The organism is Methylobacterium fujisawaense, assembly GCF_039619325.1.
GTDB classification, from domain to species: domain Bacteria; phylum Pseudomonadota; class Alphaproteobacteria; order Rhizobiales; family Beijerinckiaceae; genus Methylobacterium; species Methylobacterium fujisawaense.
Genome location: NZ_CP155000.1, coordinates 5,559,559 through 5,579,346, shown reverse-complemented (window position 1 = coordinate 5,579,346; position 19,788 = coordinate 5,559,559). Strand labels below are relative to the sequence as shown.

Below are 19,788 nucleotides of genomic sequence, written 5' to 3'. Positions count from 1 at the left end.
CTCAGGCGGCGGCGGACTGCTTGGCGGACTGGTCTCGGAACAGCGCCGTGCATCCGGAACCGCGGTGCATGCTCAGGATCGACGCGCGGTCGATCTCCGGGTGCGACTTGAGCACGTTCTGGACGCAGGCCAGGACACGCTCGTACTGCGCGGCATCGTAGTTCGGCTCAAGCGGACTGACCGCGATGTAGGTCTCCACGACGAGGACGCGCTCGGCGCGGTCTCGGGCGACGTCGACGGCGATCCAGGAGGATTTGATCAGGCTGGTGCTGGCGAGCATGGGCGTTCCTCGTGCAGCGTTGCGACTTTAATCCCGCGGCGGCGGGCCAATTTTGGCGAAACCATGGACCGCCCGGCCGCGAATGCCAAGGGGCGCTCCCACTTGGTCCAAGGTTGCAAGCTGTCTGTGGAGCGCCGCGTCTGGCCGGCTTACGCTTCGTCACGGGCCGCCATAGGCCCGATCCACAATCGGCACTCGCATCCGGCGAATGGCATGTGGTATACAAATTCGAGGACTCGTCACCCAGGGTCCGAGTGACGGTGTCGCGACACGACGAGACCGCGCATTGGGAGGGATAGCAGACATGATCCGTTCGAGGATGAGAGGTCCCTGCCCCTGCCCCTGCCCCGGCGTCGCGCGTTGCCCGTCACCGACCCGTGCAGGCAGCTTGCCGGCATTCCGCGCGGCCTGAGCCGCCCTCCGACATTCCCGCATCCGACTCCAGCTCCGAGACCGATCATGACTAAGGCCCTCGAAGGCGTCCGCATCCTGGACTTCACCCACGTTCAATCCGGCCCGACCTGCACGCAGCTCCTGGCTTGGTTCGGTGCAGACGTCATCAAGGTGGAACGGCCGGGTGTCGGCGACGCCACGCGTCAGCAGCTTCAGGACATTCCTGACGTGGACAGCCTCTATTTCACGATGCTGAACCACAACAAGCGCTCGATCACGCTGGATTCGAAGAATCCGAAGGGCAAGGAGGTCCTCTGGCGCCTCATCAAGGAATGCGACGTCCTGGTCGAGAACTTCGCACCCGGCGCGCTCGCCCGCATGGGCCTCACCTGGGAGAAGATCCACGAGGCCAACCCGCGCATGATTCTGGCCTCCGTGAAGGGCTTCGGTCCGGGCCGCTACGAGGACTGCAAAGTCTACGAGAACGTCGCGCAATGCGCCGGCGGCTCGGCCTCGACCACGGGCTTCCGGGACGGTATCCCGATGGTGACGGGTGCGCAGATCGGTGATTCCGGAACGGGTCTGCACCTCGCGCTCGGCATCGTCACGGCGCTGTATCACCGGACCCAGAGCGGCCTCGGCCAGAAGGTCGACTGCGCGATGCAGGACGGCGTGCTCAACCTGTGCCGGGTGAAGCTGCGCGATCAGCAGAGGCTCGAGCACGGCCCGCTGAAGGAATACAGCCAGTTCGGTGAAGGCATCCCGTTCGGCGAGGCGACTCCGCGCGCCGGCAACGATTCCGGCGGCGGTCAGCCGGGCCGCATCCTGCGCTGCAAGGGCTGGGAGCAGGATCCGAACGCCTACATCTACGTGATCACCCAGGCCGCCGTGTGGGAGCCGATCTGCGACATCATCGGCGAGCCGAGCTGGAAGACCGACCCGAACTACGCCACGCCGAAGGCCCGACTGCCGCATCTCAACGAGATCTTCACGCGGATCGAGGCGTGGACGATGAAGGTTTCCAAGTTCGAGGTGATGGATACGCTGAACAAGTACGACATCCCCTGCGGCCCGATCCTGTCCATGAAGGAGATCGCCGAGGACGAGTCGCTGCGGAAGACCGGCACGATCGTCGAGGTCGACCATCCGACGCGCGGCAAGTACCTGACGGTGGGCAATCCCATCAAGCTGTCGGCGAGCCCGAGCGACGTGAAGCGCTCCCCGCTGCTCGGTGAGCATACCGAGGAGATCCTGCGCAGCGTGCTGGGCTATTCCGAGGCCGAGGTCGGTGAAATCTCCGAGTCCGGCGCGATCGGCGTCGTTCAGAAGATCGCCGCAGAGTGAGCGGCGTGCGGCGATCCCTGGCTCCGGCCTGGGTTCGCCGCCGTCGTGTCCGGGGCCGCACCGTCCCGGACTTCGGATGACGCCGTCCGATCAACGGGGCACGACCGTTCGCCGCCGCGCCCCGCGCTCCGACCGTCCCTTTCCCGGGCCGCCATGGGCCCGGTCGAAGCCCAGGAGATTGCATGCGCATCGCCTTCATCGGCCAACAGGATTTCGGCAAGGCGGTCCTGGAGGCGTTCCTCAAGCGAGGCGATGAGGTCGCCGCGGTGTTCTGCGCGCCCGAGAAGCCCGGCGCCAAGCCGGACGTCCTCAAGACCGCGGCGGTCGAGAAGGGGTTGACGGTTTTCCAGTTCCCCAGCCTGAAGAGTCCCGAGGCCGAGGCCGCGATGCGGGGGCTCGATGCCGACATCGGCATCATGGCCTACGTGCTGCAATTCGCGCCCCAGAGCTTCGTCAACATCCCGAAGCACGGCACAATCCAGTATCATCCGAGCCTGCTGCCGCGGTATCGCGGCCCGTCCTCGATCAACTGGCCGATCGCCCGCGGCGAGCTGCAGACCGGCCTTACGATCTTCCGGCCCACCGACGGGCTCGATGAAGGGCCGGTGATCCTGCAGAAGACCTGCCCGATCGGCGCCGATGCGACGCTGGGCGACGTCTACTTCGACAACCTGTTCCCGATGGGCGTCGAGGCGATGCTCGAGGCGGCCGATCTCGTCGTTGCGGGAGAGCATGTCGAGATTGACCAGGATGAGGATGCCGCCAGCTACGAGGGCTGGTTCCGGGGGGCGGAGGCGGAGATCCACTGGTCCGCTCATGCCGAGCAGATCTACAACCTGATCCGCGCGGCCAATCCGGCGCCGGGCGCCTGGACGACGCTCGACGGCAAGAAGCTCCAGATCTTCGATTCGACCCTGCATCGGGTCCGTAAGCTCGCCGATGTCGTGGGCAAGCCCGGCGAGGTGATCGCCATCGACGACGCGGGGTTCAGCGTCTGCGCGCAGGGCGGCCGGATCGAGATTCGCAAGGTCAAGGCGGAGGGCGGCAAGAAGATCGCGGCCGCCGCGTTCGCCCAGGAGGTCGGGCTGGCGGTCGGGCAGGTGCTCGGGCGATAGGATGCCCGCGCCGGCGGTGGAGCGCATCCGACCTTAGACGGCGCGGCGCCCGACCGATCCCGCGGGGCCTCTCGGCTAAGCGGTCGTTGAGCCTGTGCTCCCCGCCGCATTCAGCCCATAGCCGCGAAAGCGCTCGACGGTGATGCCGATCTCTTCATCGGACAGGACGATCGGCGTCCCGATCTGCCGCGCGACGGCGTATTGGTGGCAGAGTGTCTCCAGCTCGACGGCGAGCCAGAGGGCCTTCTCCAGATCGGTGCCGGCCGCGATCATGCCGTGGTTGGCGAGGAGGCAGACGTTGCGATCGGCCAGCGCCGTCAGGGCCAGGTCCGAGAGTTCAGCGGTGCCATAGGGCGCATACGGCGCGCAGCGCACGCTCGGGCCTCCGAAGGCGGCGATCATGTAATGGATCGCCGGTATCGGCTGACCGCACATGGCGAAAGCGGTGCAGTAGACCGGATGTGCGTGGACCACCGCACCGAATTCCGGACGGGACACCAGGATGTCCCGATGGAAGCGCCATTCCGAAGAGGGCTTCTGATCCGGCGGGTGGGTGCCGTCGAATGCCATCGGGACCACATCGTCCGGTCCCGTCCTGTCGGTGGGCATGCCGGAGGGTGTGATCAGGAGCCCATCGCGGAACCGCACCGAGACGTTCCCCGACGTCCCGCGGTTCAGCCCCTGGGCGTCGAGCGCCCGTGCCGCCGCCACGACGCTCTCCCGCGCGATCCGCTCGTCCCTGTCCATACCCGATCTCCGGAAAGCCCGGTCCCCGGTATGCAGGAAGCCCGGCGCCGTAAAGACGGCGCCGGGCTCATTCTCGTCGGTTCGTGTCGCCTGGACCGCGCTACTGGGCCAGGACCGGCGCGAGGCTCGCTTCGCGCTTCTTGGTATAGGCGGCCCGCATCGGCTTCAGGACGAAGAGCGCCAGCAGAGCCGCGACGATGTTGAGGGCCGCTGCCGCCAGGAACACCGCGTGCCAGCTCCCGGTCATGGTCGTGAGCACGCTGGTATAGGGGACGATCAGCGCCGCCGTGCCCTTGGCCGTATAGAGCAGACCGGCATTGGTGGCGGCGTATTTCGAGCCGAACGTGTCTCCGCAGGTCGCCGGGAACAGGGAGTAGATCTCACCCCAGGCAAAGAACACGAGACCGGTCAGAAGCACGAAGGCGATCGGGTTCTGGCCGAACTGGCTGAGCGCGTAGATGCCCAGGCCTTCGATCGCGAAGGACAGGAACATCGTGTTCTCGCGGCCGATATGGTCGGAGACCCAGCCGAAGAACGGACGCGTCACGCCGTTGAGCACCCGGTCGAGCGTGGCCGCGAAGGTCAGCGCCGGCAGCGTGATCCCGAGCAGCGAGACCGGAACGTCGGCGATCTTGAAGTCCTTGGCGATCGGGCCGAGCTGCGCGGTCGCCATCAGGCCGCCGGCCGCCATCATGACGAACATCGCGTACATGACCCAGAAGATCGGCGTGCGGACCATCTCGGAGGGCTTGTAGTCGCGCTTCGACTGGCTGACCCGGGCGATCTCCGGAACCTGCCCCTTCGCGGGCGACCGCAGGAACAGGGCGATGAGCATCACGATGACGCCCTGCCCGATACCGAAGTAGAAGAACGCCGCCTCGTAGCCCTGCGACTTGATCATGGCCTGGATCGGCACGACGGTCAGGGCCGAGCCCGCGCCGAAGCCCATCGCGGTGATGCCCGCGGCGAGGCCGCGTCGGTCGGGAAACCACTTCAGCGAATTGCCGACGCAGGTTCCGTAGACCGCACCGGCGCCGGTGCCGCCGATCGCGGCCGCGATGTACAGCACGGTGAGCGAGTCGGCGTAGGAGTTGATCACCCAGGCGATGCCGCAGAGCAGGCCGCCGAACAGCGTGACGATCCGCGGGCCATACTTGTCGACAAACCAGCCCTCGATCGGGACCAGCCACGTCTCGGTGACGACGAACAGCGTGAACGCCACCTGGATCGCCGCGCGATCCCAGCCGTGCCGCTCCTGCATCGGGTTCACGAAGAAGGTCCAACCGTACTGCATGTTGGCGATCATGCACATGCAGACGACGCCGAAGGCGAGTTGCAGCCAGCGGCCACGTCCCGCCGGTTTGACGATCTCGGACATACCCATCCCTCCTTGGCAGTATTATTGTTGGGGTCTGTGCTCAGACCGGCTGTATGCCCTGCCGCGGCCCAGCTTGGCAGAACAAGATGACCGGGATTCTTCGAAAAATTCTTGGCCCGCAGGCAAATAAAGTCTCAAGTACTCGAGCATCCGCATTGGACTCAGCAGCGCGGGACTGATGGTCGACGGTATGCCAGCAGGATGGTGCTGGTATCCCTCCGGGCTGTCAATCGAACCGGCATAAAAATACACGTTTCGGTGCTGGGATTAAAACAGATCGGCCGAACGTGCGGTCAAAACGGGGGATGGGGAGCCGCGCCTGCACAACTTCCGCGAGGCGAAAAGTCGGCAAAGGTCACAGGTCTGTGGGGCCGCCCCGCAATTGACTAGGATCTGGCCAAGGTTTGGGTTAGTCCGCTTGGGAGCGCACGACAGAGAATGCGTGCGAGACATCATACGTGTGAGCTGACTGGACGAGGGATGTCGAATTCCGAACCGCTGAGCGTGAAGCCCATCGTCGCCAGCTCCAGTCTCCGGACCTTGGCCTACGAGGCGCTCAAGACAGCCATCACCAACATGGACATCTACGGACGTCCGGACGAGGTCCGCCTCGACGAGCGGAAGCTGTCGCAGGATCTCGGCGTCAGCCGGACGCCGGTGCGCGAGGCCCTGACGGTTCTGGAGCAGGAAGGCTTCGTCCGGTCCGAGGCCCGGCGCGGTGTCTTCGTGATCAAGAAGAACAAGCGCGAGATCGTCAGCATGATCCACGCCTGGACGGCGCTGGAAAGCATGGCGGCTCGCCTCGCCTGCACCCGCGCCACCGATGCCCAGCTTCGCGCCCTGCGCGAGTCCTTCCCGGAATTCTTCGAGGGACAGCCCTCAGAGCACATCGATGAGTACTCGGACGCGAACATCCGCTTCCATCAACGCATCATCGCTCTGGGACACTGCGATGCGATTGCCGATCTGACCAGTAATCTTCTGATGCATGTGCGGGGCATCCGCAGCACGGCGCTCCGGCAGGGCGACCGGGCCGAGCGTTCGATCCGGGAGCACGTCGCCATCATATCGGCTCTGGAAGCGCGAGATGCCGACCTGGCCGAACGTCTCGTGCGCGAGCATGGCCTCGGGCTGGCTCAGCACGTCGACACCTACGGCGACTACCTGGACTGATCGGCGTCGAGACCGTCCCACAGGGTCCGTTTCGACCGACAAAGCCTCGCCGACCGCTTTGCCGACCGCATCGGGAATCGTCGGCGAGGGCCGCACGGTCGTGCGCTTCGGCTGCGACAGCACCGACCGACCCGGTGGTCTGAACCCCGACCGAGTGCTGGTTACAAATTAAATCGCGCACAAGCGTTGCCGCACTGCAAAAATTTTGAAAGGCGCGAAGTCTCTGTGCGCCACTCTCAACTGCGAGCGTGGCGCATGCGATGTGCGGCTTCTGTGCGCAATGCGGTCGCATCTCCGCCTTCCATGCATAGGCGGCATGAACGGTATTCGTTATCTGGCATACCAGTTTGCGGGGCGGCATGACATATCTCGCACCGCAACATATCGCGGTGCCCGGCCGCCCTGGAGAGTCCGATGATCGCCAGCTTCCTCGCCATCTTTGTCGCTTTCGCCGTTTGCCAGGCGCTGCTGACCGTGAAGTTCGCCGACTTTCTGAGCTCCGAGCGCACGTCCGGTCGTTCGACCGTCGCACCGACCGGCGACGTCGCCTCCGCCAAGCTGGCCTGACGGGATCCGTCGATGTTTCGGTGAGGGCGCCGAGCACGGTTAACGCTTTCCTCAAAACTTGCGCGTAGGGTAAATGGATCGTTGACCCTGCGGGCGAGGAGCGACCGCGTTGGCCCTCGGCGCCGCATCGCGATTCTCGGACGGCCCCTACGTCCTTCTGATTTCGGATCGCCCATCCGAGCAGAGAGCCCTTGAGCGCGCGATCGCGCTGGTGATGGATTGCCGGGCGCTCTCGCCGGGCGCGCCGATCCCGGCCGAGCGGCCCCACCTCGTGGTTCTGGATCTTCCACCGGTCCAAGCTGCATCGTTGCGGACCACTCTCGACCGGTACAGGCCGTCACTCCCGCTCTTGGTTCTCGTACGCGGCGAGCCCATGGCGGGGGCGTCCAACCTCCGCCAGCTCCCCGCCGCGGCACCGCGCCAGATCGTCCTGGCTAATGTCTTCGCCATGATCGAGGAGGCGACGCGGTCGGCCGAGGCGCGTCGGCGACAGCTCGCGGAGCGCGTCACGGGTGCCACCGCAATCGTCGCGGACCTGTTCGACAGCGCCGCCCTCGGCGCCCGACTCCGGCGTGCCGACGTGGAGCGGGGAACCGAGCTGGTCCTCGCTGCCGTTTCCGAGGTCGGCATCGGGGCGTGGCTCGCCGAAGTCTGGCGCCACGAGATCGGCGTCTATCAGCACACGCTCGGCGTCGCCGGACACGCCGCGACCTTCGGCGCGCAGATCGGCCTCAATCGGACCGACCTCGCGCGACTGGTTCGATCTGCGCTGCTGCACGACATCGGCAAGTCGCGCATTCCGGTCGAGATCCTCAACAAGCCGGGGCCGCTCAATCCTGAGGAGATGCGGCTCATGCAGCGCCATCCCGATATCGGCGCCGACCTTCTGGTCGCTCAGGGTGAGTTCGAGGCGGCAATCATCGATGTGGTCCGGCATCACCACGAGCGCCTGGACGGCAAAGGTTACCCCGACGGCCTGGCCGGCTCGGCCATCTCGGACCTCGTGCGCATTGTGACGATCTGCGACGTGTTCTCGGCCCTGACCGAGCGGCGCACGTATCGGCAATCGGCGACCCCCGCCGACGCCCTGGCGACGATGGTCGGCGGCACCGGTCATCTGGACCTGGATCTCCTCCGCGCCTTCGCACCCTCGATGCTGGCCGGCATGTCCCTGGCGGCGTGATCACGCCGGGTGCGTGGCGCGCGTGCCACGCGCGAGTGCGGCATCGTGCGGGCGCGCCGCGTGCCGCGCTTTCGCCGCAACCGCCCTGGAGGGAGGCGGGTGTCTGTCACCGATCGCCGTCCGGACCGTGCCGAAATTCAAGTTCGCCCTCGCCGCCGCCCTTCTGATGAGCCTCACCGCATGCGGCGGCGTCTCCGTCATGCCGGATGCGTCCGTTGAGAATGCGACGCATACTGCCGTGCTCGACGAGGTCGCGGCCGCGGCCGCGATTTCGGCCTACCGGGTTCAGAACGGCCTGAGCCCCGTCGTGGTCGATCCGGTTCTCGTGAAGGCGGCGGCCTTCCAGGCCGGCAACAACGCGCGCCACGGCCAGCTCAGCCACGAGATCGGCGGCAGCTTCACGTCGCGCATGGCCTCCGTCGGTCTGGCGAAAGCCTGGGCGGCGGAGAATCTCAGTGCCGGCTCCGAGACCCTCGAGCAGGTGCTCGCCCGCTGGAAGGCGAGCCCCGAGCACAACAAGAATATGCTGCTGCCGCAGATCCGCAGGATCGGGATCGCCCGCGTAGATGCGCCGACCACGCGCTACAAGCGGTTCTGGGCCCTTGTCATGGCAGGAACCTGACGCAGCGGCTCTCAGGGGTCCGCTGGCGCCAGATCGACGATCCGGAGCTGGGCCCGCTCGGCCCCGCGCCAGCGGTCGCAGGACAGCGTTCCGGCCACGTGCATATCCCGACCGATCCCGTTCAGCAGCGCGAGGCCGAGGGGGCGCTCGGCGGCACGGAAGCAGATGGCGCCCACCGCCTGTCCGTCGCGGCTGCGCAGGCGGGCCCTGACATGGCTCGACCCGACCACGCCGGCATCGACCAGGCGATGGCGCCCGAGGGCGAAGATCGGCTCCGGCGCGCCCTGTCCGAACGGTCCGGCCTGCTGGAGCAGCCGGACCGTTTCCGCCGTGGCGCCCCCGGCGCTGAGTCCGCCGTCGATCAGCAGGGCGTCGGCCGCCCGCGCCACGGTCACGCTCGCCCCCAGCAGCATGACGAGATGCGCCTCGAAGCGGGGGATGTCGTCGGTCCGCACGGTGACGCCGGCCGCCATGGCGTGTCCGCCCCCCTTGAGGGCGATCCCGGCCTCGACGCAGGCGCGCACCGCAAGCCCGAGATCCGACCCCGGGATCGAGCGCCCCGAGCCGGTGGCGCTGCCGTCGGGTCGGATCGCGAAGGCGAAGGCCGGGCGGTTGAACCGTTCCTTCAGGCGCGACGCGATGAGTCCGACGATGCCGGGATGCCACTCAGGACTGGCCGTGACCAGCACGGTGCGGGTCGGGTCGAGCGTCAGGGCACGGTCCATCTCGGCCTCGGCCTCGGCGACGGCCTGCGCCTCGATCGCCTGACGCTCGCGATTGAGGCGATCGAGGTCGGCGGCGATCCGGGCCGCTTCGTTCGGGTCCGCCGTCGTCAGAAGCCGGGCACCGAGGGCCGAATCGCCGATGCGGCCACCGGCATTGATGCGCGGCCCGAGGACGAAGCCGAGATGCCACGATTCCGGCGGTTCGCTCAGCGAGGCCGCGTCCAGCAGGGCCGCCAGGCCGATGCGGCCGCGATGGCGCATCACCGTCAGGCCCTGCGTCACGAAGGCCCGGTTGAGACCGGTGAGGGGCACCACGTCGGCCACGGTCGCCAGCGCGACGAGGTCGAGGGCATCGGTGAGCTGCGGTTCGGGACGGTCCGGCCCGAAGAAGCCTTCGAGACGCAGAGCACGGTTCAGCGCCACCAGGGTGAGGAACACGATCCCGGCGGCGCAGAGATGGCCGAGGCCCGACAGGTCGTCGAGGCGGTTGGGATTGACCACGGCGCGGGCCGGCGGCAGCACCTCGGAGGCCGCATGATGGTCGAGGACGATCACGTCGAGGCCCGATTTCTCGGCTTCTTCCAGAGGCGCGTGGCCGCTCGTGCCGCAATCGACGCAGACCAGAAGCGTTGCGCCGTCCGCCGCCAATGCGGTGATCGCAGCGATGTTGGGGCCGTAGCCCTCGGTGATCCGATCGGGGATGTGGATCGGAGCCCTCAGGCCCACACCGCGCAGGTAGCCGGCGAGCAGGGCCGCGCTCGCGGCGCCGTCCACGTCGTAGTCGCCGAAGACCGCCACCGTCTCGCCGCGGCGCACGGCCCGGACGAGCCGGCGGACGGCGGCGTCCATATCGAGCAGCGTATTCGGGTCCGGCATCAGGTCGCGCAGACGCGGCGCAAGGTGGCGCGGCGCGGCCTCCGGACCGATCCCGCGCCCTGCCAGCACACGGGCGAGCAATTCCGGCAGGCCGTGGGCCTGAACCATCTTGGCGATGTGATTCTGGACTGCCGCGCCGCCACAGCGCTCCTGCCAGCGCCGGCCGGTGATGGAGGCGGCGACCCCCAGGAAGGGCGGCGGATCGACGGAGAGCGGGGCGGATGACACGGATGCCACCCTACACCGGGTGGGCCGCGGAATCTTGCGCACCGCCGCAACAGCGTCGGCGAACGCGCGCCGTCGCAACGAAAAAGGGCGGGCATCGCTGCCCGCCCCGGAAATCCGCCCGAGACCCGGGCCTCAGAGCGACTTCAGGATGCTGTCGACGACCTTCTTGGCATCGCCGAACAGCATCATGGTGTTGTCCCGGAAGAACACCTCGTTCTCGACGCCCGCATAGCCGGAACCCATGCCGCGCTTGATGAACAGCACGGTCTTGGCCTTCTCCACATCGAGGATCGGCATTCCGTAGATCGGCGAAGCCTTATCGGTCTTGGCCGCCGGATTGGTGACGTCGTTGGCGCCGATCACGAAGGCGACGTCCGCCTGCGGGAACTCGCCGTTGATGTCCTCCAGCTCGAAGACCTCGTCGTAGGGCACGTTCGCCTCGGCGAGCAGCACGTTCATGTGGCCCGGCATGCGCCCCGCCACCGGGTGGATGGCGTACTTCACGTCGACGCCCTCCTTCTTGAGCATGTCGGCCATCTCGCGGAGCGAGTGCTGCGCCTGGGCGACCGCCATGCCGTAGCCCGGGACGATGATGACCCGCTCGGCATTCTTCATGATGTAGGCGGCGTCGTCGGCGGAGCCCTGCTTCACAGGGCGCGTCTCGACCTGGCCCGTGCCAGCCGCCGCGGTGTCGCCGCCGAAGCCGCCCAGGATGACCGAGATGAACGACCGGTTCATCGCATGGCACATGATGTAGGACAGGATCGCACCCGAGGAGCCCACCAGCGAGCCGGTGATGATCAGCGCGAGGTTGCCCAGGGTGAAGCCGATGCCGGCCGCCGCCCAGCCCGAGTAGGAGTTCAGCATCGACACGACCACCGGCATGTCGGCGCCGCCGATCGGGATGATGATCAGGCCGCCGAGCACCAGCGCGGCGATGACGATCAGCCAGAAGATCGCCTTGGACTCGGTGCCGATGAACAGGGCGATGAGCAGGACGAGGCCGGCGGCCAGCAGCGCGTTGATGAGGTGACGCTGGGGCAGCATGATCGGCTTGCCGGACATGCGTCCGTCGAGCTTGGCGAAGGCGATCACCGAGCCGGTGAACGTGATGGCGCCGATGGCGACGCCCAGGCCCATCTCGAACAGCGACTGCTTGTGGAAGTGGCCGTTCTCGATGATGCCGAAGGCCTGCGGCGCGTAGAGCGCGCCGGCCGCCACGAAGACCGCGGCGAGACCGACCAGCGAGTGGAAGGCGGCCACGAGCTGCGGCATCGCGGTCATCGGCACGCGCTTGGCGATCACCGCGCCGGCGCCGCCGCCGATGCCGAGGCCGAGGAGCACGAGGATCCAGGCGCCGAACCCGGCCGGCGGGTGGCCGACCAGCGTGGTGAGTATCGCGAGACCCATGCCGACCATGCCGTACAGGTTGCCCTGCCGGGAGGTGGTTGGGTGCGATAGCCCCCGCAGCGCCATGATGAACAGGACGCCGGCGACGATATAGAGAAGGGAGGAGACGTTCTCAGACACCGGCTCAGCCCTTCTTCTTGTACATGCCGAGCATGCGCTGCGTGACGAGGAAGCCCCCGAAGATGTTCACGCTGGCGAGCACGATGCCGATGAAGCCGAAGAACCGGGCCAGTCCGGTGCCCTTCTCGATCAGGGGCACGCCGACCGCCAGGATCGCACCGACGATGATCACCGACGAGATCGCGTTGGTGACCGACATGAGCGGCGTGTGGAGCGCCGGCGTCACCGACCAGACCACGTAGTAGCCGACGAAGATCGCCAGCACGAAGATCGCGAGCCGGAACACCGTGGGATCCACGGCGCCGCCGGTCGCGGCACTGAGCCCGTGGCCCATGCCGTCGGCGAGGGCCTGTGCCTGGTCGGCGGCGTTGCGGGCCACCGCGGCCGCCGCGCGCGCGGCGTCGGCCAGCACGCGGGCCTGATCGGCCGCCTGATCGGGAGGGACGATGACGGTTGCCATTCTGCTACTCCTCTCGGCCGGGCTTCACTGTGCGCCGGCCGGAGCGGCCGTGCCGGTCTCCGGCTTGGCGAGCCCCACGGACGCGGCTTCCGAGGTCGCTCCCTCGGTCTTGGGCTGGAAGGATGCGTGGACGACCGAACCGCCGCGGGTCAGGTTCGTGGCCTTCACCAGCTCGTCGTCCCAGTTGATGGCGAGCGCTTTCGAGTCCTTGTCGATCAGGGTCTCGACGAAGGCGTAGAGATTGCGCGCATAGAGGCTCGAGGCTGTCGCGGCGAGGCGCCCCGGAACGTTGACGTGGCCGACGATCTTCACACCGCGGTCGTCGGTGACGACCTCACCGGCCTTGGCGCCGGCGACGTTGCCGCCACGCTCCACCGCGAGATCCACCAGGACCGAACCCGGCTTCATCGAGGCCACCATCTCCTCGGACACCAGCTTGGGAGCCGGGCGTCCGGGGATCAGCGCCGTGGTGATGACGATGTCCTGCTTGGCGATGTGGCCCCTGACCAGCTCCGCCTGCTTCTTCTGGTATTCGGCCGACATCTCCTTGGCGTAGCCGCCCGCGGTCTCGGCCTGCTTGAACTCGTCGTCCTCGACGGCCACGAACTTGGCGCCGAGTGATTCGACCTGTTCCTTGGTGGCGGGCCGGACGTCGGTGGCCGTGACCACCGCGCCGAGGCGGCGGGCGGTCGCGATGGCCTGGAGACCGGCCACGCCGACGCCCATCACGAAGACGCGGGCGGCCGGCACCGTGCCGGCGGCGGTCATCATCATGGGCATCGCCCGCCCGTACTCGGCGGCACCATCGACGACCGCGCGGTAGCCGGCGAGGTTCGCCTGCGAGGACAGCACGTCCATCACCTGGGCCCGGGTGATTCGGGGCATCAGCTCCATGGCGAAACCGTCGACGCCGGCCTCGGCCATCGCCTTCAGGGCCGCCTCGTTTCCGTAGGGGTCCATGATCGCGATCACGGTGGCGCCGCGCTTCAGCTGCGGCAGCTCGTCTGCGCTCGGTCGGCGGACCTTGAGCACGAGATCGGCGTCACCGGCGGCGTCGGCCGCGCTGCCAGCGATGCTGGCGCCAGCCGCCTCGTAGTCGCTGTCGAGGATGCCGGCTCTCTTGCCCGCACCGGACTGCACCACGACGTCGGCACCGAGCGAAATGAACTTCTTGACGGTCTCAGGAACCGCGGCGACGCGCGGCTCCGCGGAGTCCGTCTCGGACAGCACAGCAATGCGCATACGAGGGTTCCCCTGGAAAAGCTCGGCCTTCGAATGCGCGAACCGGCGACGCTTTTCGAGAGGCAGATCTACGATACCGCGTTGGAAGCGGCGGGAATGTAACTTGTGCTCAATTTAATTGCCAACAATGCGTCAGCGGCCCGCTCGGCGAACGCGAGCGAGCTCCTCATCCGAGGCAGCCAGCGAACCGGCCGCTCGGGCCTCGCCTCAGGCGAAGAACAGGTAGAGGACGAGGAGGATGCCCACGACCAGCGGCGCACGCCAGCCCACGGCCGGCGCCAGGGCACCGACGGCTCCTGCCGCTCCGGCGACGATCACGCCGACGATGGCCAGCAGCCAAGCCTCGCGGATTCCGCCGATCGCAAGGGCCAGGACCCAGCAGATCACGACGCCGGTGGCAATTTCGACGAACCGGACGAACCCGCGATAGGTCTGTTCGTGAGTCCTCGCGTCCATCGCCGGGCTGTAGGTGTGCCCGGCCACCGTGTCACTCTCGGCCATCGTGCGCTCGTTTCCCTAAGACGCGACTTCTTGCGGTCAGGGTCGGATGTAGCTCAAGCGTTTATCTGCCGCAATCGGACGCACGCAAGTTGATCGCTCTCTCGGTGGATCTTCGATCCCGATCAGACCGGTTCCGGCAATCCCGCCTCGGCAAGGGCCCGGCCCTGGCGATCCGACAATTCGTCCAGCGAGAAATGCTCGATCTCGGCCTCGAACAACCGGTGGTAGTTGAGTTCCGACCTGAGGTGGAGAAACACCGCGCCGAGGCCGACGGCGGCGCGATCCATGAAGACGAATTCCTGCGGAACGGTCACGGGTCCGCGCTCCTTCAGCGCCTGGTGGACCTGGAAGGCCTGTCGCCGGCCATATTCTCCGGGCTTCACCCCGTCCGCGACCGTGCGGGTCCGATCCTCCAGCAGGGGACCGTAGATGAACCGGGCCCAGATGTTCAGGATCTCGATCTTCTCCTTGTCGAGGTCCTTGAAGCCCCACACCTCGTAGGCGTGGACGATGCGGGCCTCGTCGTTCTCCAAGAGGCCGCGATACAGATCCACGACACCGCCCACGAATCGCGGATGGAAGATGCGGACGCAGCCGTAATCGAGCAGGTTGATGCCTGCGGCCTCGCCGCCCTCTGAGAAGACGGTGTAATTGCCGAGATGCGGATCGCCGTGGATCACGGCCGCGCGGCTGAACGGGTGCCACCACGCCTTGAACATCGCCTGGGCGATCCGGTTGCGCACCTCCACCGGCTCGTCGGCGAAGCCCAGGATCTTGTCTCCGTCGAGCCAGCCGAGCGTCAGGAGGCGCTTGGTGGAGAGGTCCGGAAAGACCCGGGGCACGCGCACCGCCGCGATGTCCTTCAAAACGGCCCCGTAGAGTGCCGCGTGCTTGGCTTCACGTTCGTAGTCGAGTTCCTCGCGGACCCGGGCGCCGATCTCCTTGGCGATCTCGCGGGTGTCGAGCCACGAGTTCATCCGGCGATGCAGCGCGAAGGCGACTTCCAGCTGCTTCAGGTCGGCCTCCACGGCCGATTGCATGTCCGGATACTGAAGCTTGCAGGCGAGCCGTTCACCATCCTGGGCGGTTGCACGGTGCACTTGGCCCAACGAGGCGGCGGCTGCGGGTTTGAGGTCGAAGTTCCCGAAGCGGCTCTGCCACCCGGCTCCGAGTTCCGACTGCATCCGGCGCCGGACGAAGGCCGCGCCCATCGGCGGCGCGTCGGCCTGGAGCTTCTGCAACTCGGTGGCGTATTCGGGGGGCAGGAGGTCGGGAACGGTGGCCAGCAACTGCGCCACCTTCATGATCGGACCTTTCAGGCCGCCCAGCGCCTGCGCGAGGGCGGCCGCATTGGTCGTGCCCTCCTTCCCGAACAGCCGTGCCATGGCCATGCGAGCGGCCACGCCGCCGACATTGGCGCCCACGCTGGCGTAGCGCCCGGCACGGGCGGAGAAGCGGTTGGCTTCGCGGTCGGTCTCGGCCATCTCTCGATCTGCTTGTCGTGTGATGGTCCGGAGATAAGCCGCGCCCCCGCGTGAACCAGGGGCGTGGGGCCCTGCGCCGCGGGGGGGCACCCCGCGGCGTCGCGGTCAGGGCTGTCCTTCCATGCCTTCCAGTTCGGCGATCATCCCTTCGATCATGCCGAGCCCGATCTGCCAGAAGCCCGGATCCTTCGCGTCGAGCCCGAACGGCGCAAGCAACGTGCCGTAGGGCTTGGAGCCGCCAGCCGAGAGCAGCGCGAAGTAGCGCTCCACGAAGCCCTCCTCCGCCTGGGCGTAGACGCCATAGAGCGAGTTTACCAGGCAATCGCCGAACGCGTAGGCGTAGACGTAGAACGGCGAATGGATGAAGTGGGGGATATACGCCCAGAACGGCTCGTAGCCGGAATCCAGCGTGATGGCCGGACCGAGCGACTCGGCCTGCACGGACAGCCACAGGGCATTGATCTGATCGGTGGTCAGCTCGCCCTTCGCGCGGGCGAGATGCACCTTCCGCTCGAAAGAGTAGAAGGCGATCTGGCGCACCACCGTGTTGATCATGTCCTCGACCTTGGCGGCGAGCATGGCCCGGCGCTGGGTCGTGTCGGTGGTGGCGGCGAGGAGCCTGCGGAAGGTCAGCATCTCCCCGAACACGCTGGCGGTCTCCGCGAGTGTCAGGGGGGTCGGCGCCATCAGGGCGCCGTTCGGCCCGGCGAGAACCTGGTGGACGCCGTGGCCGAGCTCGTGCGCCAGCGTCATCACGTCCCGCGGCTTGCCCTGGTAGTTTACCAGGACATAGGGGTGAACCGACGGCACGGTCGGATGCGCGAAGGCGCCCGGCGCCTTGCCGGGACGGGTCGGCGCGTCGATCCAACGCTCATCGAAGAAGCGCTTCGCGATCCCCGCCATCTCCGGCGAGAACGCGTCGTAGGCGGAGAGAACCGTGTCGCGGGCCTCCGTCCAGGGGATCGTCCGCTGCTCGACCCGCGGAAGAGGCGCGTTCCGGTCCCAATAGGGCAGCGTCTCCTGCCCGAACCACTTCGCCTTCAGCTTGTAGTAGCGGTGGGAGAGCCGCGGATAGGCCGCCCGTACGGCGTCGACGAGGGCTTCCACCACCTCGGGCTCGACCCGGTTCGACAGGTGGCGCGCGTCCGCCACGTCCTTGAAGCCGCGCCAGCGGTCGGAGATCTCCTTGTCCTTCGCCAGCGTGTTGGTGATCAGCGTGAAGACGCGCAACTGCCCGCGCAGAACTTCACTGATCGCACCGGCCGCCTCCTTGCGGACGGCTCCGTCCGGATCCTGGAGCTTGTTGAGCGTCGGCTCCAGCGGCATCTCCTCGCCCTGCACGGTGAAGCGCAGCGAGGCGATCGTCTCGTTGAACAGACGGTCCCAGGCGGCGTTCGACGTGACCGACTTCTCGAGGAAGAGCTTCTCGGTCCGGTCGTCGAGCTGGTGCGGCTTCTCCTTGCGCAGGTCCTCGATCCACGGCGCGTAGTGGGCGAGCGGCCCCTCCGCCATCGCGGCATTCATCGCCGCGTCGTCGACGCGGTTCAGCTCCAGGGCGAAGAACAGGAGATCCGCGGAGGCGCTGGTCAGCCGCTCGCGCGTGTCGCCGTAGAACTTGGCCCGTGCCTCGTCGGTGGTATCGCCGGAATAGACGAGACCCGCGAAGGACATCAGCTTGCCCAGCAGGTCCTCGATCCCCTCGTAGGTGCGCACGGCCTCCGCCAGTCGGGCGGACGCCTCCGGTCCCGCGGCGAGCTCGGCTATGCGGCCGGCATAGAGTTCGGAGAACCGGCGGCACTCCTCCTCGGCCCGGGTCATGTCGCCGGAGAATTTAGGGTCATCGAGGCCGGAATAGAGGTCCGACAAATCCCATTCCGGAAGATGGCCGAGGTCGGCAGCCTTCGCGGCGGCGCGCGCGGCGCTCACGCCCTCCGGCAGGCGGACAGTCACCGGCGATGCGGCGTGGCTCGGCATCATGTCGTGCAATCCTCTCTAAGGGCAGCGGCCCCGTACCCTGATATCGAGCGTGCCGCCACGCGTTCAACGCGGCGTGTCGGTTCGAAGCCCCGCGCGATCGTCGACGACACGATGCAAACGTCGTTAAGCGCCACTTTACGTCTGTGGGTCACCCTACGGCTCGAAACGAAACAGTCGCCGAATCGGAGCCCGTGACGGGGTTGAGCCCATGTCGCGAGCCCGGCCTTCGCGCGCCGTTCAGGGAGCCGCCATGTCCGCCACCGTGCTCATTGTGGACGACGATCCGGTCCAGCGGCGTCTCGCCGAGGCGGCGGTGCGCCGCTTCGGCTTCGAGCCCCGGGTCGCCGAAACGGGCGCGGACGCACTGGCCCTGCTCCGGTCCGAAGGCGCGGACGTCGTGCTCCTCGACCTCGTCATGCCCGGTCTAGATGGGCTTGGCGTGCTGGCCGAGATGCGCAAGAGCGGCCTCGCCACCCCGGTGATCGTCCAGACCTCCAACGGCTCCATCGACACGGTGGTCGGCGCCATGCGGGCCGGCGCCGTGGACTTCGTGGTCAAGCCTGCGGGTGCCGAGCGGCTGCAGGTCTCGATCAAGAACGCCCTGCGGGTCGATACGCTGGAAGAGGAGGTGCGTCGCATGCGCCGCCGGGCCTCCGGGGCGCTGACCTTCAAGGATCTCACGTCCAAAAGCCCCGACATGGAGCGGCTGATCCGCCTCGCCGAGCGGGCGGCGAAATCGAACATCCCGGTCCTGATCGAGGGCGAGTCCGGCGTCGGCAAGGAGGTGCTGGCCCGGGCGATCCAGGGATCCGGCGACAGGCGCGGCAAGCCGTTCGTGACGGTCAATTGCGGGGCGATCCCCGAGAATCTCGTGGAATCCACGCTGTTCGGTCACGAGAAGGGCGCGTTCACCGGTGCGACCGAAAAGCATGCCGGCAAGTTCGTCGAGGCCTCGGGCGGTACGCTCTTCCTCGACGAGATCGGCGAGCTTCCCCTCGACGCGCAGGTCAAGCTGCTCCGGGCCCTGCAGGAGGGCGAGGTGGATCCCGTCGGCGGCAAACGCTCCGTGCGGGTGGACATCCGCCTCGTCTCCGCCACCAACCGATCGCTGCTCGACCTCGTCAAGCAGGGCAAGTTTCGCGAGGACCTCTACTATCGCCTGAACGTCTTCCCGATGACGCTGCCGCCGTTGCGGGCGCGCCGCGAGGACATACCGGACCTCGTTCGCTCGTTCTGCGCGCGGTTCTCGGCCGAGGAAGGCAAGCGCGTCAGGGCCATCACGCCGGAGGCGATGGCGCTGCTGACGCGCTATCCCTGGCCGGGGAATGTCCGGCAGCTGGAGAATGCCCTGTTCCGCGCTGTCGTGCTCGCGGACGGCGACGAGCTGACCGTGGCCGAATTCCCCCAGATCGCCGCGCAGGTGGAAGGCTTCGACGTCCGCATCCCGGCCCTGCCGGTTCAGACGCAGATGCCAGCCTACGCCCCCGAGCCCGTGCGCGAGATCGTCCGCGTGGAGGTGCGCGACCCTCATGCCATGTCCCTCGTGACCGAGGAGACCGGCGAGATGAAGCCGATGGACGTCCTGGAGGCCGAGATCATCCGCTTCGCGCTCCAGTTCTATCGGCAGCGGATGTCGGAGGTGTCGCGTCGCCTCGGCATCGGTCGCTCCACCCTCTACCGCAAGCTCAAGGATCTGGGCTTGGAGGACGACGCGAAGACCGAGGACGCGGCCTGATCGAGCGCCGCGTGCGCTAACGCACCGACCGCATTCGGTCGGCGCGGTGGTGCGGGAAATTCACCTGATGCTGCACGCAATCGACCGACGATTAGGTAGATCATAAGCTGAGCAGCATTAGAAATGACACATTCATCTGCGCGACAGAGGTTCTATTCGCGACGACTGCGGTTGCTGAAAGCCACGCTTGCGCGGATAATCACACTCTGAGCGTGCGGTCCTACCGCC

17 protein-coding genes are annotated in these 19,788 nt (G+C 67.3%); 7 read left to right on the top strand and 10 right to left on the bottom strand.

Features of this window, described 5'->3' with window-relative positions:
• Position 1: 1 nt before the first annotated feature.
• Positions 2-280, bottom strand: a complete 279-nt coding sequence (locus ABC766_RS26370) for a hypothetical protein (protein WP_043380811.1) — start codon at positions 278-280, stop codon at positions 2-4.
• Between the two features lie 459 nt (positions 281-739).
• On the opposite strand from ABC766_RS26370, the gene frc reads away from it, so the two are divergent.
• Both frc and ABC766_RS26360 read left to right on the top strand, forming a co-directional pair.
• A complete protein-coding gene (gene frc / locus ABC766_RS26365; protein WP_043351422.1) occupies positions 740-2,017 on the top strand; it encodes a formyl-CoA transferase in 1,278 nt (425 codons plus the stop codon).
• A gap of 182 nt (positions 2,018-2,199) precedes the next feature.
• Positions 2,200-3,132: a methionyl-tRNA formyltransferase gene (locus ABC766_RS26360; RefSeq protein ID WP_043351424.1), complete on the top strand. Its 933-nt coding sequence runs from the start codon at positions 2,200-2,202 to the stop codon at positions 3,130-3,132.
• A 75-nt stretch (positions 3,133-3,207) separates the two neighbouring features.
• On the opposite strand, the gene ABC766_RS26355 is transcribed toward ABC766_RS26360, so the two are convergent.
• Both ABC766_RS26355 and oxlT read right to left on the bottom strand, forming a co-directional pair.
• Complete coding sequence (locus tag ABC766_RS26355) at positions 3,208-3,879, bottom strand: class II aldolase/adducin family protein (RefSeq protein ID WP_345819840.1); 672 nt, start codon at positions 3,877-3,879, stop codon at positions 3,208-3,210.
• Positions 3,880-3,979: 100 nt separating this feature from the next.
• Positions 3,980-5,257: an oxalate/formate MFS antiporter gene (gene oxlT, locus ABC766_RS26350; protein ID WP_043380816.1), complete on the bottom strand. Its 1,278-nt coding sequence runs from the start codon at positions 5,255-5,257 to the stop codon at positions 3,980-3,982.
• 480 nt (positions 5,258-5,737) lie between these two features.
• On the opposite strand from oxlT, the gene ABC766_RS26345 reads away from it, so the two are divergent.
• From ABC766_RS26345 to ABC766_RS26330, 4 genes are all read left to right on the top strand, one after another.
• Entirely contained in the window at positions 5,738-6,430 is a 693-nt protein-coding gene (locus tag ABC766_RS26345) for a GntR family transcriptional regulator (protein WP_043357745.1), read from the top strand.
• Positions 6,431-6,844: 414 nt separating this feature from the next.
• The gene (locus ABC766_RS26340; RefSeq protein ID WP_167380416.1) at positions 6,845-6,997 is read left to right on the top strand and encodes a hypothetical protein; all 153 of its coding nucleotides are present in this window, start codon (positions 6,845-6,847) and stop codon (positions 6,995-6,997) included.
• A 109-nt stretch (positions 6,998-7,106) separates the two neighbouring features.
• Positions 7,107-8,180: an HD-GYP domain-containing protein gene (locus ABC766_RS26335; protein WP_043379875.1), complete on the top strand. Its 1,074-nt coding sequence runs from the start codon at positions 7,107-7,109 to the stop codon at positions 8,178-8,180.
• Between the two features lie 166 nt (positions 8,181-8,346).
• Entirely contained in the window at positions 8,347-8,802 is a 456-nt protein-coding gene (locus tag ABC766_RS26330; RefSeq protein ID WP_210274774.1) for a CAP domain-containing protein, read from the top strand.
• Positions 8,803-8,813: 11 nt separating this feature from the next.
• Here ABC766_RS26330 and recJ read toward each other — a convergent pair whose 3' ends face one another.
• From recJ to ABC766_RS26295, 7 genes are all read right to left on the bottom strand, one after another.
• Complete coding sequence (gene recJ, locus ABC766_RS26325; RefSeq protein WP_345819839.1) at positions 8,814-10,631, bottom strand: single-stranded-DNA-specific exonuclease RecJ; 1,818 nt, start codon at positions 10,629-10,631, stop codon at positions 8,814-8,816.
• A 132-nt stretch (positions 10,632-10,763) separates the two neighbouring features.
• Complete coding sequence (locus tag ABC766_RS26320; RefSeq protein WP_043357739.1) at positions 10,764-12,161, bottom strand: NAD(P)(+) transhydrogenase (Re/Si-specific) subunit beta; 1,398 nt, start codon at positions 12,159-12,161, stop codon at positions 10,764-10,766.
• 4 nt (positions 12,162-12,165) lie between these two features.
• Positions 12,166-12,621 (bottom strand): proton-translocating transhydrogenase family protein, encoded by a 456-nt coding sequence (locus ABC766_RS26315; RefSeq protein ID WP_345819838.1) that lies wholly within the window; start codon positions 12,619-12,621, stop codon positions 12,166-12,168.
• A 24-nt stretch (positions 12,622-12,645) separates the two neighbouring features.
• Positions 12,646-13,863: a Re/Si-specific NAD(P)(+) transhydrogenase subunit alpha gene (locus ABC766_RS26310; RefSeq protein WP_345819837.1), complete on the bottom strand. Its 1,218-nt coding sequence runs from the start codon at positions 13,861-13,863 to the stop codon at positions 12,646-12,648.
• Positions 13,864-14,070: 207 nt separating this feature from the next.
• A complete protein-coding gene (locus ABC766_RS26305; protein WP_043357734.1) occupies positions 14,071-14,364 on the bottom strand; it encodes an aa3-type cytochrome c oxidase subunit IV in 294 nt (97 codons plus the stop codon).
• A gap of 122 nt (positions 14,365-14,486) precedes the next feature.
• Positions 14,487-15,848, bottom strand: a complete 1,362-nt coding sequence (locus ABC766_RS26300; protein ID WP_345819836.1) for an AarF/ABC1/UbiB kinase family protein — start codon at positions 15,846-15,848, stop codon at positions 14,487-14,489.
• Positions 15,849-15,953: 105 nt separating this feature from the next.
• Positions 15,954-17,825 (bottom strand): M3 family oligoendopeptidase, encoded by a 1,872-nt coding sequence (locus tag ABC766_RS26295; RefSeq protein WP_345819835.1) that lies wholly within the window; start codon positions 17,823-17,825, stop codon positions 15,954-15,956.
• A 250-nt stretch (positions 17,826-18,075) separates the two neighbouring features.
• Here ABC766_RS26295 and ABC766_RS26290 point away from each other — a divergent pair, with 250 nt between their 5' ends.
• Complete coding sequence (locus ABC766_RS26290; protein WP_043357728.1) at positions 18,076-19,560, top strand: sigma-54-dependent transcriptional regulator; 1,485 nt, start codon at positions 18,076-18,078, stop codon at positions 19,558-19,560.
• The last annotated feature ends 228 nt before the right edge of the window (positions 19,561-19,788 follow it).

What these genes read in the sequence shown, in the direction of transcription:
- ABC766_RS26315 (WP_345819838.1), bottom strand. Translation starts at nt 12,621, where the DNA reads ATGGCAACCGTCATCGTCCCTCCCGATCAGGCGGCCGATCAGGCCCGC.
- ABC766_RS26370 (WP_043380811.1), bottom strand. Translation starts at nt 280, where the DNA reads ATGCTCGCCAGCACCAGCCTGATCAAATCCTCCTGGATCGCCGTCGAC.
- ABC766_RS26360 (WP_043351424.1), top strand. Translation starts at nt 2,200, where the DNA reads ATGCGCATCGCCTTCATCGGCCAACAGGATTTCGGCAAGGCGGTCCTG.
- ABC766_RS26300 (WP_345819836.1), bottom strand. Translation starts at nt 15,848, where the DNA reads ATGGCCGAGACCGACCGCGAAGCCAACCGCTTCTCCGCCCGTGCCGGG.
- ABC766_RS26305 (WP_043357734.1), bottom strand. Translation starts at nt 14,364, where the DNA reads ATGGCCGAGAGTGACACGGTGGCCGGGCACACCTACAGCCCGGCGATG.
- ABC766_RS26330 (WP_210274774.1), top strand. Translation starts at nt 8,347, where the DNA reads ATGAGCCTCACCGCATGCGGCGGCGTCTCCGTCATGCCGGATGCGTCC.
- ABC766_RS26345 (WP_043357745.1), top strand. Translation starts at nt 5,738, where the DNA reads ATGTCGAATTCCGAACCGCTGAGCGTGAAGCCCATCGTCGCCAGCTCC.
- frc (WP_043351422.1), top strand. Translation starts at nt 740, where the DNA reads ATGACTAAGGCCCTCGAAGGCGTCCGCATCCTGGACTTCACCCACGTT.
- ABC766_RS26295 (WP_345819835.1), bottom strand. Translation starts at nt 17,825, where the DNA reads ATGATGCCGAGCCACGCCGCATCGCCGGTGACTGTCCGCCTGCCGGAG.
- ABC766_RS26340 (WP_167380416.1), top strand. Translation starts at nt 6,845, where the DNA reads ATGATCGCCAGCTTCCTCGCCATCTTTGTCGCTTTCGCCGTTTGCCAG.
- ABC766_RS26310 (WP_345819837.1), bottom strand. Translation starts at nt 13,863, where the DNA reads ATGCGCATTGCTGTGCTGTCCGAGACGGACTCCGCGGAGCCGCGCGTC.
- ABC766_RS26290 (WP_043357728.1), top strand. Translation starts at nt 18,076, where the DNA reads ATGTCCGCCACCGTGCTCATTGTGGACGACGATCCGGTCCAGCGGCGT.
- ABC766_RS26355 (WP_345819840.1), bottom strand. Translation starts at nt 3,879, where the DNA reads ATGGACAGGGACGAGCGGATCGCGCGGGAGAGCGTCGTGGCGGCGGCA.
- oxlT (WP_043380816.1), bottom strand. Translation starts at nt 5,257, where the DNA reads ATGTCCGAGATCGTCAAACCGGCGGGACGTGGCCGCTGGCTGCAACTC.